This is a genomic window from Arthrobacter sp. DMZ02-1R, from assembly GCF_057747935.1.
Window position 1 is genome coordinate 1,108,736 of the sequence record NZ_CM173230.1, and the last position, 13,595, is coordinate 1,122,330.

General features: G+C 61.9%; 8 protein-coding genes. 6 read left to right on the plus strand and 2 right to left on the minus strand.

The annotated features are described in order from the left end of the window. Positions 1-91 precede the first annotated feature (91 nt). The 4 genes from AC3ANQ_RS05300 to rplL all read left to right on the plus strand — a co-directional run bounded on the left by AC3ANQ_RS05300 (position 92) and on the right by rplL (position 3,661). Positions 92-1,171: a GNAT family N-acetyltransferase gene (locus tag AC3ANQ_RS05300; protein WP_488304150.1), complete on the plus strand. Its 1,080-nt coding sequence runs from the start codon at positions 92-94 to the stop codon at positions 1,169-1,171. Continuing rightward, positions 1,150-2,301 (plus strand): GNAT family N-acetyltransferase, encoded by a 1,152-nt coding sequence (locus AC3ANQ_RS05305; RefSeq protein ID WP_488304151.1) that lies wholly within the window; start codon positions 1,150-1,152, stop codon positions 2,299-2,301. Before AC3ANQ_RS05300 ends, AC3ANQ_RS05305 begins: the two co-directional genes overlap by 22 nt. 301 nt (positions 2,302-2,602) lie before the next feature. Next, entirely contained in the window at positions 2,603-3,208 is a 606-nt protein-coding gene (rplJ, locus tag AC3ANQ_RS05310) for a 50S ribosomal protein L10 (RefSeq protein ID WP_488304152.1), read from the plus strand. Positions 3,209-3,283: 75 nt separating this feature from the next. After that, entirely contained in the window at positions 3,284-3,661 is a 378-nt protein-coding gene (gene rplL, locus AC3ANQ_RS05315) for a 50S ribosomal protein L7/L12 (RefSeq protein ID WP_395798189.1), read from the plus strand. A gap of 153 nt (positions 3,662-3,814) precedes the next feature. Here the strand turns inward: rplL and AC3ANQ_RS05320 are convergent, their stop codons facing one another. Together AC3ANQ_RS05320 and AC3ANQ_RS05325 are read right to left on the minus strand one after the other, a co-directional pair. After that, the gene (locus AC3ANQ_RS05320; protein WP_488304153.1) at positions 3,815-4,282 is read right to left on the minus strand and encodes an aminoacyl-tRNA deacylase; all 468 of its coding nucleotides are present in this window, start codon (positions 4,280-4,282) and stop codon (positions 3,815-3,817) included. A gap of 42 nt (positions 4,283-4,324) precedes the next feature. Continuing rightward, positions 4,325-5,533, minus strand: coding sequence for an acetyl-CoA C-acetyltransferase (locus AC3ANQ_RS05325; protein ID WP_488304154.1), 1,209 nt, complete (start codon positions 5,531-5,533; stop codon positions 4,325-4,327). Positions 5,534-5,931: 398 nt separating this feature from the next. On the opposite strand from AC3ANQ_RS05325, the gene rpoB reads away from it, so the two are divergent. Both rpoB and AC3ANQ_RS05335 read left to right on the plus strand, forming a co-directional pair. Further along, on the plus strand, positions 5,932-9,438 hold the full coding sequence (gene rpoB, locus AC3ANQ_RS05330) for a DNA-directed RNA polymerase subunit beta (protein ID WP_265979297.1): 3,507 nt from the start codon (positions 5,932-5,934) through the stop codon (positions 9,436-9,438). Between the two features lie 102 nt (positions 9,439-9,540). Continuing rightward, entirely contained in the window at positions 9,541-13,440 is a 3,900-nt protein-coding gene (locus tag AC3ANQ_RS05335; RefSeq protein ID WP_441429284.1) for a DNA-directed RNA polymerase subunit beta', read from the plus strand. Positions 13,441-13,595 lie beyond the last annotated feature (155 nt).

Consider the following 13,595-nt stretch of genomic DNA (forward strand, 5'->3'; position numbering starts at 1 on the left):
GCACGTCCCGGCGTCGGGCACCTCGAGCGGTGAGCCACGTCCCGGCGTCGGGCACCTATCGCGGCCGGCGGCCGCTGATTAGGCTGAGGACATGACAGGCCAGCCCCCGGACTTCAGCATCCATGAGTTCCATCTGCCGGAGTCCTTGGAAGGGCCGGACAGCGGGGAGTTCCGGGAACTTTCGTCCGCGATGGACGCCATGGTGCTGGAAACTTGGGGAAACTTGGACAGGGCATCGTCGGCGCCGGTCCGGCTTGCCGGATGGCGCGACACTCCTTACGAAGTATCCAAGAGCTTTCTTGCGCGGGTTGACGGAAGCATCGCTGGCTACGCTTCCTGCCACGTTCCGCTCAAAGACAATGTCGGCACGGCATGGCTACATGTAGATGTCCTGGAGAGACACCGCGGGCTTGGAATCGGAACCGCATTGCTCCGCACCGTCGAGGAGGTCGCGAAGGCACAGGGAAGGCATGTCCTGCAGGCGCATACTGAACACCCCGTCGGCTTCGGCGTGGCCGGTCGCCTTGCCCCGGCCACGGGAGTACCCGGAGATGGTCCGGGCGTCGCGTTCTGCCTCAAGAACGGATACAGCCTGGAACAGACAAGTAGGTTCAGCAGACTGGAAATGGACCACGCGGAGTGGGCGAACCTTGAGTTCACAGCGCATTCCAAAGCGGATGCCGGATACAGGGTCCTTGGTTGGACGAACCGTTGCCCCGGCGAATACGTGGAGCAAATGGCGGTTCTCATGGGCCGGATGAGCACGGATACTCCCGCGGGAGGCCTTGAAATTGAGGCAGAGGCTTGGGACGCTGCACGTGTCAGGCAACTTGAGGACACCACCCTTGCCGAGGGCCAGACTGCCCTTGTGGCGGTCGCGCAACATCGCCCAACGGGGGAACTCGCCGCTTACACCGTGATTTACCTCGATCCTGCGAAGCCGTGGATGGCCGATCAGGACGACACCTTGGTTGCGAGCCCGCACCGAGGCCATGGATTGGGGATGCTCGTGAAATTGGCGAACCTGAGGCGACTGCAAGCAGAATATCCGGCTGTCCAACGCGTCATGACTTTTAACGCCGAGGAAAACGAACATATGCTGGCCATCAACGTACAGCTCGGCTTCCGACCGGTGGGATACGACGGCGAATGGCAAAAGAGGACCAAATGACGAGCACGGTGGAGATCGGCCAACTCTGGATCCCGGATTCCCTTGACGCCGATGACGCGAAGGATTTCCTCGCCGCCGTGGAAGTCAGCCGCAAAGTCCGGATGCAGATCTGGGGGAGCGACGACCTCGCCTACACGCCGTTGGAGAAACTGCTCGAACTGGCAGATCCTTACGAACGCCAGGTCATCCTTGTGGCCCGCCTCGACGGCCGCATCGTCGGCACGGTCGACATCGCGCTCCCGCTTGCCGACAACATGGACCTGGCCGAATTCACCCTCGATATCCTCCCGGAGTTCCAACGCAGGGGTGTAGGGCGGCAGCTTCTGGAGGCCGCCGAACATTTCGCCAAGAGCGAGGGCAGGACGATGATCATGGTGGACACCAACCACCCTGCCGCGTCCCTGCGCGGGGGTGCCGACGAACAATTGGTGCCTGGCAGCGGCCTCGGGTTCGTCCCCCTGGCCAGCCGCGAGGTCGACTTTGCCCGGCGCACAGGCTACACACTCCAGCACATCGAACAGTTCAGTTCCTGCGCCCTCCCGCTGGACTCGAAACTCGTCGCCGAGCTTGAGGCCGAAGCAGAGGATGCGAATGCCAGCCGGTACCGCGTCCACCACTGGACGGACCGTTGCCCGGAGCAATGGCTCGAGGCCGTGGCCGCGCTCGAGAACGCTGCTGGCGAAGTTGTGTCGGAGGGCGGCGAGACCGCTGAGGCTGAGCAGCAGCAGTTAGTGTTCGACGCCGGTGTCCTGCGTCAGGCGGAAGACGCCGCCGTCGCGCAGGGGCGCCGAACAGTGGTCACCGCCGTCGAGCACGTCGCCAGCGGGCGCATCGTTGGACTCACTACTATTGGCGTTCTGGCGCAACGCCAGGATGTCGTCTTCCAAGACGACACGATCGTCCTGCAGGAGCACCGGGGAAACAAGCTCGGACTCCTGATCAAGGTCGCCAACATGCAGCGCCTTAGCGAGCAGTTCCCGGACGCTCGGGTGATCTACACATGGAATGCCCCGGAGAATCGGTACCTGCTGACGGTGAACAAGCAATTGGGATTTACCACGGCAGGAGTCACAGGGCTGTGGCAAAAGGAGCTGCCGGACATGGGTCCGAAGGTCACTTCCTCTGAGTGAGGCGGCGTGATTTGGTGATGGACTTGCCCGTCCCGTAAGCTTGAACTACCAAAGACCGTCGGTTGATGGGAATCCACTCCTCTGTGCGCAGCTCAACTCTGCAGCGACGCGCGGAAGAATCAAGTGAGTTCCCTGACGAAGGACCCTGACAAAGGGCGGCCGGCGCAGGTGAACGAAGCAAGTCTCCACGATCATGTGATCGCGTCGAGCCAAGCCCCGTGCATCTGCGCGGGGCGTTTTTAGTTACAGCTCTTTTGAGCGGGGACCCGGAAGACCGGCTTTATTCCCCGGAAGGAGGGTTATGGCAACGCCAAGCAAGATCTCTGCAGTAGCTGAGATCACGAACGATTTCAAGGAATCGAACGCCGCTGTCCTGACCGAATACCGCGGGCTCTCTGTCGCACAGCTCAAGGAGCTGCGTGTTTCTCTCGGCCTGGACACCAAGTTCTCGGTCGTCAAGAACACCCTGACCGCCATTGCAGCCAAGGAAGCTGGTGTCGAAGCATTCGACGGTCAGCTCGCCGGCCCCACTGCGATTGCATTCATCAAGGGTGACGCGGTTGCTGCCGCCAAGAGCCTGACGGACTTTGCCAAGGTCAACAAGCAGCTGGTCATCAAGACCGGTTACTTTGAGGGCAAGGCACTGAACGCAGCAGAGGTTGTCGCTCTGGCAGCCCTCGAGTCCCGTGAGCTGCAGCTCGCCAAGGTTGCAGGCATCCTCAAGGCACCTGCTGCCGCTGCTGCACGCATCATTGACGCTCTCCGCCTCAAGCTTGAAGAAGAGGGCGGCGCTGTAGCACCGGCCGCTGAAGAAGCACCGGCTGCCGAAGAGGCTCCCGCCGAGGCTGTTGTAGAAGAGGCTGCCGCTCCGGCTGAAGCCGCTGAAGCAGCAACCGAAGAGAACTAAGTTCTCCCCCATCAAACTGCGGTGCGGTAACGGACGATGTCCGTGGCGGCACCACCTAAAGGAAGGACGCCAAACATGGCGAAGCTCAGCAACGAAGAGCTCATTGAAGCTTTCAAGGAACTGACCATCATCGAGCTCTCCGAGTTCGTCAAGCTCTTCGAAGAGACCTTCGAAGTTACTGCTGCTGCTGTTGCAGTTGCAGGCCCGGCTGCGGGCGGCGCTGGCGAAGAAGTTGAAGAGAAGACCGAATTTGATGTCATCCTCGAAGCTGCCGGCGAAAAGAAGATCGCAGTGATCAAGGAAGTTCGCGCCATCACCTCCCTCGGCCTCAAGGAAGCCAAGGACCTGGTTGACGGTGCACCGAAGGCTGTCCTCGAAGGCGCCACCAAGGAAGCTGCAGAGAAGGCCAAGGATCAGCTCGAAGCTGCAGGCGCCACGGTTACTGTCAAGTAACTCGCCTCTTCGGGTAATTCGCTTTACCCAGGAAGCCCTGTCCGGATTCGTCCGGGCGGGGCTTCCTGCATTTAAGAGCAACGCGGGGTCACTTACGGCCCACTGGGTGCTGCTCGATGGGCCGTAAGTGACCCCGCGTTGCTTTTGGAAGGGTCAGATGGGGTCGCTGATGTCGGCCACGACGGCCTGCAACGCGGCAGCCAGTTCGTCGGCCTTCACGAAAGCGCTGAATCCGTGTTCGCCGGCACCCATGGATACCCTTCGTCCCGCGATGCTGGCGTCAGCATAGACCGGCCACGGCTTTGAACTTCCCAACGGAGTGATTGTGCCGCGCTCATAGCCGGTGGCCTCGAAGGCAATTTCGGCGGATGGCATGGACAGCTTGTTGACGCCGAGGAGTGCGCGCAGTTTTGGCCAGGAGATCTGCCGGTCACCAGGAACCAGCGCGAACAGGAAAGTGCCGTCCCGGTGTTTGACCACAAGGGACTTCACAATGTCCGACGGCGTGATCCCCATGATGCGGCCCGCTTCCTCAAGACTTCCGGCCGCCGCCCGTTCCACGAGCTGGACCTCCAGTCCGCGGGCGGCTGCGTCGGCCAGGAATCGCTCAGTGCCCCGCATTCATGCCTCATTTCTCAAGTGCCCGCTCCCGCTGCCGAATTCCTAGTCGCGGTACAGTAGCAGTGCTTCGCCCTGACCTCCGCCGCCACACAAGGCGACTGCCGCCTTGCCTTTGCCGCGGCGCTTCAGCTCGTGGGCCGCATGCAGGGCAAGCCGAGCCCCGGAGGCCCCGATCGGATGGCCAATAGCGATTGCCCCGCCATGGATATTGCACTTTTCCAAGGGGTAGTCCAAGTCCTTCAAGGACTGCACCGCAACCGAGCCGAACGCTTCGTTGATCTCGATGAAGTCCAGATCGGCAGTTGTCCATCCGGCGCGGTCCAAAGCATGCCGGATGGCGTTGGACGGCTGCGAATGCAGGCTGTTGTCAGGTCCGGCCACTTGCCCGGGCTTGCCGAGGACGGCAAGATACTCAAGGCCGTTCTCCTCGGCAAAGCGGCGGCTCGTGAGCACCAGTGCGGAGGCGCCGTCGGAGAGGGGGGACGAGTTGCCCGCCGTGATGGTTCCGTCGGAGGCGAAGGCGCCCTTCAACGGGGCCAAGGTCTCGAGAGTGGTCTGGGGGCGGACGCCTTCGTCGCTTGTCAACACCAGGGGTTCGCCCTTGCGCTGTTTGATGCTGATGGGTGTGATCTCCCCGTCGAACACTCCTTGCTCCGCGGCCGCGGCGGCACGCTGGTGCGAAGCAGCGGCCACTTCATCCTGGGAGCGGCGGTCGATGCCCAGCGAGAGGTTCTTGATCTCGGTGGACAGGCCCATCGACTGGCCATCAAAGGCGTCCGTGAGACCGTCATGCGCCGCAACGTCGAGAGCCTGGATTGCCCCGTAGCTCCACCCTTGCCGTGAGCCTGGCAGCAAATGGGGAGCGCGGCTCATCGATTCCTGACCGCCAGCAACCACAACGCTGGCATCGCCGCTGCGGATCATTCGCGCGGCATCGATCACGGCAGTCAGCCCGGAAAGACAGACCTTGTTGATGGTGACGGCCGGGATGTTCCATCCGATGCCGGCAGCTATGGCACTCTGCCGGGCAGGATTTTGGCCGGCTCCCGCTTGCAGGACTTGTCCCATGATCACCGCGTCCACTTTGTCCGCGGTGAGTCCGCTCGCCGCGATGGCGCCTGAAATGGCGTGCGCACCGAGTTCGACGGCGGTGAGTCCAGCCAGTTGACCGTTCAACCTGCCCTGTGGGGTACGGGTGGCGGAAAGGATGACAACTTCGTTGTTGTCCCTTTTGTCTGAAGGGGTGCTCATTTTCTCTCTTCCGATCAAGGGTGGTGAGCCTAGGCTACCGTGGCGCCCATCACCTCTCCATTCAACGATGGAGCCCCGAACAACATTCCGTCCGCGGCGGCCGCATAGGTGCCTGCAGCAACCGTGCTTGCATTCAGGCGAAATGTGGGGTAGACAGGTGGGTTGATTTGCCGTATTGTGGATATTTGCGTCTTCCCTGTTAACCTTCAGCCTTCATATAGCGGTGGGCTTTACCCCTCAGCTGCGCCTTTTGATGTGCCGTTTCGAACGTGCACGCTCTTGGCCGGCCGGGGTCCCGGGTCATATAGCGGAACCGGAAAGGTACACTGCGGATTCAATCTGCAGGGTGCAAGCGGGGGAGATCTGAAAACGCCTGAAGGTCTGTGGAAGGATCCCTCTTGGTCGCCTCGAGCACCTCTAATAACGAAACCGCTAATACGGCAAGCACCGATGGTGCAACTCGCCGGCTCTCATTCGCAAAGATTCACGAACCGCTGGACGTTCCGAATCTGCTCGCACTGCAGACAGACAGCTTTGACTGGCTGGTCGGAAACGAACGCTGGCAGGCGCGGGTAGCGAAAGCTGTCGAGGAAGGCGACCTGAGCGTCGCCACCACCTCTGGACTTGCCGACATCTTCGAAGAGATCTCCCCCATCGAGGACTTCCAGGGCACTATGTCCCTGAGCTTCTCCGAGCCGGAGTTCGCTGATCCGAAGTACACCATGGCCGAATGCAAAGACCGTGACGCCACTTACTCGGCACCGCTGTATGTCAAGGCCGAGTTCATGAACAACAACACGGGTGAAATCAAGCAGCAGACCGTGTTCATGGGCGATTTCCCTCTCATGACGGAGAAGGGAACGTTTGTTGTCAACGGCACCGAGCGTGTCGTCGTCTCCCAGCTGGTTCGTTCGCCGGGCGCCTACTTTGAGCGCACCGCTGACAAGACCAGTGACAAGGACATCTTCACTGCAAAGATCATCCCGTCCCGCGGTGCATGGTTCGAGCTCGAAATCGACAAGCGCGACCAGGTCGGCGTACGCCTCGACCGCAAGCGCAAGCAGTCGGTCACCGTTCTGCTGAAGGCCCTTGGTTGGACCGAAGGCCAGATCCTGGAAGAGTTCGGCCAGTACGACTCCATGCGTGCAACGCTGGAGAAGGACGCCACCGAAACCCGCGAAGACGCTCTTCTGGACATCTACCGCAAGCTGCGTCCGGGCGAGCCGCCCACCGTCGAGGCTGCCCAGTCGCTGCTGGACAACCTGTACTTCAACGCCAAGCGCTACGATCTGGCCAAGGTTGGCCGTTACAAGATCAACCGCAAGCTCGGCATCGACCGCTCCCTTGGCGACAAGGAAGCTTCGGTCCTGCACGTTGAAGACATCGTCGCCATGATCAAGTTCCTCGTCGCGCTTCACGCCGGCGAGAAGACCCTCATGGGCAAGCGCGATGGCGAAGACCACGAGCTCCGCGTCGAGATCGATGACATCGACCACTTCGGTAACCGCCGCATCCGCGCCGTTGGCGAACTGATCGAAAACCAGGTCCGCACCGGCCTGTCCCGCATGGAGCGTGTGGTCCGCGAACGCATGACCACGCAGGACGTCGAAGCCATCACGCCGCAGACCCTGATCAACATCCGCCCTGTCGTGGCAGCAATCAAGGAGTTCTTCGGAACGTCCCAGCTGTCCCAGTTCATGGACCAGAACAACCCGTTGTCGGGTCTGACCCACAAGCGCCGCCTGTCGGCCCTTGGCCCGGGTGGTCTGTCCCGTGACCGCGCCGGCATGGAAGTTCGAGACGTTCACCCGTCCCACTACGGACGTATGTGCCCCATCGAAACTCCTGAAGGCCCGAACATTGGTCTGATCGGTTCGTTGGCTTCCTACGGCCGCATCAACCCGTTCGGTTTCATCGAGACTCCGTACCGCCTGGTTTCCGAGGGCGTCGTTTCCGATGAGGTCCAGTACCTCACCGCCGACGACGAAGCCGAAGTCCTGATCGCACAGGCCAACGCACCGCTGGATGCCGACAAGAAGTTCGCGGAAGAAACCGTGCTTGTCCGTGCCCGTGGTGGTGGAGGCGAGCCCGTTCTGGTTCCGGCTGGCGAAGTTCAGTTCATGGACGTCTCCCCGCGCCAGATGGTGTCCGTAGCTACCGCACTGATTCCGTTCCTCGAGCATGACGATGCAAACCGCGCACTCATGGGTGCCAACATGCAGCGCCAGGCTGTGCCGCTGGTCCGTTCCGAGGCCCCGTTCGTGGGTACCGGCATGGAGCGCGCTGCCGCCGTCGACGCCGGTGACGTTGTCATCGCGAAGAAGGCCGGTGTCGTCAACGAAGTTTCCGCTGACCTCGTCACCATGCTCAACGACGACGGCACGGAAACCAGCTACCGCATCAACAAGTTCGCCCGTTCCAACCAGGGCAACTGCTACAACCACCGTGTCCTGGTCAACGAAGGCCAGCGCCTCGAAGTCGGCGGCATCATCGCTGACGGCCCGGCAACGGATCAGGGTGAACTCGCCCTCGGTAAGAACCTCCTCGTGGCATTCATGTCATGGGAAGGCCACAACTTCGAGGACGCCATCATCCTGTCGCAGCGCATCGTCGCTGAGGACGTCCTTTCCTCTATCCACATCGAGGAGCACGAGATCGATGCCCGCGACACCAAGCTTGGTGCCGAGGAAATCACCCGTGACATCCCCAACGTGTCCGAGGAAGTCCTCGCCGGACTGGACGAGCGCGGCATCATCCACATCGGTGCCGAGGTTGAAGCCGGCGACATCCTGGTCGGTAAGGTCACCCCGAAGGGTGAAACCGAACTGACCCCGGAAGAGCGCCTGCTCCGTGCGATCTTCGGCGAGAAGTCCCGCGAAGTGCGTGACACCTCCCTGAAGGTTCCCCACGGCGAGTCCGGTACGGTTATCGGCGTTCGCGTCTTCGACCGCGACAACGACGACGAGCTGCCCCCGGGCGTCAACCAGCTCGTCCGCGTCTACGTTGCTGCCAAGCGTAAGATCACCGACGGCGACAAGCTCGCCGGCCGCCACGGTAACAAGGGCGTCATCTCCAAGATCCTCCCGATCGAAGACATGCCGTTCCTTGCTGACGGTACCCCTGTGGACATCGTCCTGAACCCCCTGGGTGTTCCGGGCCGTATGAACGTCGGCCAGGTGCTCGAAACGCACCTCGGTTGGGTTGCCAAGACCGGTTGGAAGATCGAAGGCGAGCCGGAGTGGGTCAAGAACCTTCCGAACCTGCCTCGTGAAACCGGCCAGACCACCGTCGCCACCCCGGTGTTCGACGGTGCACGCGAAGAGGAAATCACAGGTCTGCTGGATTCCACCAACGTGACCCGTGACGGCGACCGCCTGATCGACTCCTCCGGCAAGACTCGATTGTTCGACGGCCGCTCCGGCGAGCCGTTCCCGGACCCGGTCTCCGTGGGCTACATGTACATCCTGAAGCTCCACCACTTGGTGGACGACAAGATCCACGCGCGCTCCACCGGCCCGTACTCCATGATCACGCAGCAGCCGCTGGGTGGTAAGGCACAGTTCGGTGGCCAGCGCTTCGGTGAAATGGAAGTGTGGGCGCTCGAAGCATACGGCGCTGCCTACACCCTCCAGGAACTGCTGACGATCAAGTCGGATGACATCCACGGCCGCGTGAAGGTTTACGAAGCCATTGTCAAGGGAGAGAACATCCCCGAGCCTGGCGTTCCGGAATCCTTCAAGGTCTTGATCAAGGAAATGCAGTCGCTGTGCCTGAACGTGGAAGTTCTTTCCACGGATGGTACGACGATCGAAATGCGTGACTCTGATGACGCAGTCTTTACGGCTGCGGAAGAACTGGGCATTGATCTGTCTCGCGCAGAGCCCAGCTCCGTAGAAGAGGTCTAACAGCCGCTTTTGGCTGGCGGTGCGAACCGCCAGCCAAGGCAGCTGCCTCTTTCCGTAAATCAAGACTTCAGAATTTAGAGAACAAGAGAGAACAGGGACCATATGTCCAGCGAATCCTCCTTCGGCCTCATGCAGATCGGCCTAGCCACCGCGGAAGACATCCGTGGCTGGTCGTACGGTGAGGTCAAGAAGCCGGAAACCATCAACTACCGCACGCTCAAGCCCGAGAAGGACGGCCTCTTCTGCGAGAAGATCTTCGGCCCGTCCCGCGACTGGGAATGCTACTGCGGCAAGTACAAGCGCGTGCGCTTCAAGGGCATCATCTGTGAGCGTTGTGGCGTTGAAGTCACACGCGCCAAGGTGCGCCGCGAACGCATGGGCCACATCGAACTGGCTGCTCCCGTCACGCACATCTGGTACTTCAAGGGCGTTCCCTCCCGTTTGGGCTACCTCCTTGACCTGGCACCGAAGGACCTTGAAAAGGTCATCTACTTCGCTGCCTACATGATCACCAGCGTGGACACCGAGAGTCGTCACGCGGAACTGCCGAACCTCCAGGTTGAGCACGACCTCGAGAAGAAGCAGCTCGTCGACAACCGCGACAGCGACATCGCCACGATTGCCCGCGACCTTGAGGACGAGCTTGCCCGCCTCGAAGGTGAAGGCGCCAAGGCTGCGGACAAGAAGAAGGCCCGCGACTCCGCGGATCGTCAGATGGCCAACGTCCGCAAGCGTGCGGACGCTGAAATCGAGCGCCTCGAGCAGGTCTGGGACCGCTTCAAGAACCTCAAGGTCGCAGACCTCGAAGGTGACGAAGGCCTGTACCGCGAACTGCGCGACCGCTACGGCATGTACTTCGAAGGCTCCATGGGTGCCGAAGCCATCAAGAAGCGTCTTGAGAACTTCGACATGCAGGCAGAGTCCGAGTCCTTGCGCGACACCATCCAGAACGGCAAGGGCCAGCGCAAGACCCGTGCCCTCAAGCGACTGAAGGTTGTCAATGCGTTCCTGACTACCAACAACAGCCCGCTCGGAATGGTGCTGGACGCTGTCCCGGTGATCCCGCCGGAACTGCGCCCGATGGTCCAGTTGGACGGTGGCCGCTTCGCGACCTCCGACCTCAACGACCTCTACCGCCGCGTGATCAACCGCAACAACCGACTCAAGCGACTGCTTGACCTCGGTGCTCCGGAGATCATCGTCAACAACGAGAAGCGCATGCTTCAGGAAGCTGTTGACAGCCTCTTCGACAACGGCCGTCGTGGCCGTCCCGTCACGGGTCCAGGCAACCGTCCGCTGAAGTCCCTGAGCGACATGCTCAAGGGCAAGCAGGGCCGTTTCCGCCAGAACCTGCTCGGCAAGCGCGTCGACTACTCAGGCCGTTCGGTCATCGTCGTCGGCCCGCAGCTGAAGCTGCACCAGTGTGGTCTGCCCAAGCAGATGGCCCTGGAGCTCTTCAAGCCGTTCGTGATGAAGCGACTGGTTGACCTCAACCACGCGCAGAACATCAAGTCGGCAAAGCGCATGGTCGAGCGTTACCGCCCGCAGGTCTGGGACGTGCTGGAAGAGATCATCACCGAACACCCGGTGCTGCTCAACCGTGCACCTACCCTGCACCGCCTCGGCATCCAGGCATTCGAGCCGCAGCTTGTTGAAGGCAAGGCCATCCAGCTTCACCCGCTGGTTTGTGGTGCCTTCAACGCCGACTTCGACGGCGACCAGATGGCAGTCCACCTCCCGCTGAGCCCCGAAGCCCAGGCTGAAGCCCGCATCCTGATGCTCTCCTCGAACAACATCCTGAAGCCGTCTGATGGCCGTCCGGTGACCCTGCCTTCGCAGGATATGATCATCGGTCTGTACCACCTAACCACCAAGCGTGTTGGTTCGGCAGGCGAAGGCCGTATCTTCTCGTCGGTTGCGGAAGCCATCATGGCCTACGACGCCCGCGAGCTGCACCTGAACTCCCAGGTCAAGATCCGTCTTGAGGGCTTTGTTCCTTACGCCGGCTGGGAAGCTCCGGAAGGCTGGGAGCCGGGTCAGACCGCGCTGGTCCAGACCTCCCTCGGCCAGGTTCTCTTCAACGAGACCCTGCCGGAGGACTACCCGTGGGTTGAGGCTGTTGCCGACAAGGGCGAGCTCTCCCGGATCGTCAACGACCTCGCAGAGCGCTACCCGAAGGTTGTCACGGCTGCAACGCTGGACAACCTGAAGGATGCCGGTTTCTACTGGGCCACCCGCTCCGGCGTCACTGTGGCAATCTCCGACATCGAGGTGCCCACCTCCAAGCCGGCCATCCTGGCCGGTTACGAGACCATGGCTGCCAAGATCCAGGGCCAGTACGACAAGGGCCTGATCGACGACGACGAGCGTCGCCAGGAACTGATCGAGATCTGGAACAAGGCCACCAACGAAATCGCCCAGGCGATGCGTGACAGCCTGTCCCCGATGAACACCATCAACCGCATGGTGTCCTCCGGTGCACGCGGTAACTGGATGCAGGTCCGCCAGATCGCGGGTATCCGTGGTCTTGTGGCCAACCCGAAGGGTGAGATCATCCCGCGTCCGATCAAGTCCTCGTACCGCGAGGGCCTGTCGGTGCTGGAATACTTCATCGCCACGCACGGTGCCCGCAAGGGTCTGGCCGACACCGCCCTGCGTACCGCCAACTCGGGTTACTTGACCCGTCGACTGGTGGACGTTTCGCAGGACGTCATCGTCCGTGAAGAGGACTGTGGGACCGAGCGCGGTCTCATGACCGCAATCGCCGTGCCGGACTCCAACGGTGAGCTGGTCCTTGACGAGAACGTCGAGAACAGCGCCTACGCACGTACCCTCGCCGTCGACGTCGTCGACTCCAAGGGCGCGGTGCTGGCCGCTGCCGGCACCGACTGCGGCGACGTCGTCATTGCCGAGCTGCTCGCGGCCGGCATCACCGAGGTCAAGGTCCGCTCTGTGCTCACGTGTGAGTCCAAGGTCGGTACCTGTGCGCTCTGCTACGGCCGTTCGCTGGCCACCGGCAAGACCGTGGACATCGGAGAGGCCGTCGGCATCATTGCCGCACAGTCGATCGGTGAACCCGGTACCCAGCTGACCATGCGTACGTTCCACACCGGTGGTGCTGTTTCCGCCAGCGGTGGCGACGACATCACCCAGGGTCTGCCCCGTATCCAGGAGCTCTTCGAGGCCCGTACTCCGAAGGGTGTTGCACCGATTGCTGAAGCAGCTGGCCGCATCGCCATCGAAGAGTCCGAGCGCCAGATGCGCCTCATCATCACCCCGGACGATGGTTCCGAGGAGATCGCCTACCCGGTGCTGCGCCGTTCCCGCCTCCTCATCGAGGATGGCGAGCACGTCAGCGTCGGCCAGAAGCTGATCAACGGTCCTGTGGACCCGAAGCAGGTTCTGCGCATCATGGGTCCGCGTGCCGCCCAGAAGTTCCTGGTGGACGAGGTCCAGGGCGTTTACCGCAGCCAGGGCATTGGCATCCACGACAAGCACGTGGAAGTCATCGTCCGCCAGATGCTGCGCCGCGTGACCGTCATCGAATCCGGCGACTCAGATCTGCTTCCGGGCGAGCTCGCTGAGCGTAGCCGCTTCGAGGACGAGAACCGTCGCGTGGTGTCCGAAGGCCGTACCCCGGCTTCCGGTCGCCCGGAGCTTATGGGTATCACCAAGGCATCTCTGGCAACCGAGTCCTGGCTGTCGGCCGCTTCCTTCCAGGAGACCACCCGCGTTCTGACGCAGGCCGCCATGGAAGGCAAGAGCGACCCGCTGCTTGGCCTCAAAGAGAACGTCATCATCGGTAAGCTCATCCCGGCCGGTACGGGCCTGCCCCGATACACCGAGGTCACCGTAGAGCCGACTGAAGAAGCAAAGGCAAGCCTGTTCACAGGCCCCAGCGCCTTCACCGACTTCTCGTATGACGCCTTGGGCGGCGACGGAGCTCCCGAGTTCCACGCCATCCCGCTGGATGACTACGATCTCGGCAACGACTTCCGCTAGCGGGCACGGCGGGCCCTTTCGCGTCGCGTTCCGCGCCACGTAGGGACCCTGCCGCCCTGCCCTTAGTCTTCAAGTCAAGGTAAGGACCCCGTACTCAGTGAGTGCGGGGTCCTTCCCGTTAGGTGCCCGACGACGGCGGCGCGCACCCGCCGTCG

Excerpts from the sequence above, each read along its gene's own strand:
- AC3ANQ_RS05320 (WP_488304153.1), bottom strand. The coding sequence starts at position 4,282 with ATGCGGGGCACTGAGCGATTCCTGGCCGACGCAGCCGCCCGCGGACTG.
- rplJ (WP_488304152.1), top strand. The coding sequence starts at position 2,603 with ATGGCAACGCCAAGCAAGATCTCTGCAGTAGCTGAGATCACGAACGAT.
- AC3ANQ_RS05305 (WP_488304151.1), top strand. The coding sequence starts at position 1,150 with ATGGCAAAAGAGGACCAAATGACGAGCACGGTGGAGATCGGCCAACTC.
- AC3ANQ_RS05325 (WP_488304154.1), bottom strand. The coding sequence starts at position 5,533 with ATGAGCACCCCTTCAGACAAAAGGGACAACAACGAAGTTGTCATCCTT.
- AC3ANQ_RS05335 (WP_441429284.1), top strand. The coding sequence starts at position 9,541 with ATGTCCAGCGAATCCTCCTTCGGCCTCATGCAGATCGGCCTAGCCACC.
- AC3ANQ_RS05300 (WP_488304150.1), top strand. The coding sequence starts at position 92 with ATGACAGGCCAGCCCCCGGACTTCAGCATCCATGAGTTCCATCTGCCG.
- rplL (WP_395798189.1), top strand. The coding sequence starts at position 3,284 with ATGGCGAAGCTCAGCAACGAAGAGCTCATTGAAGCTTTCAAGGAACTG.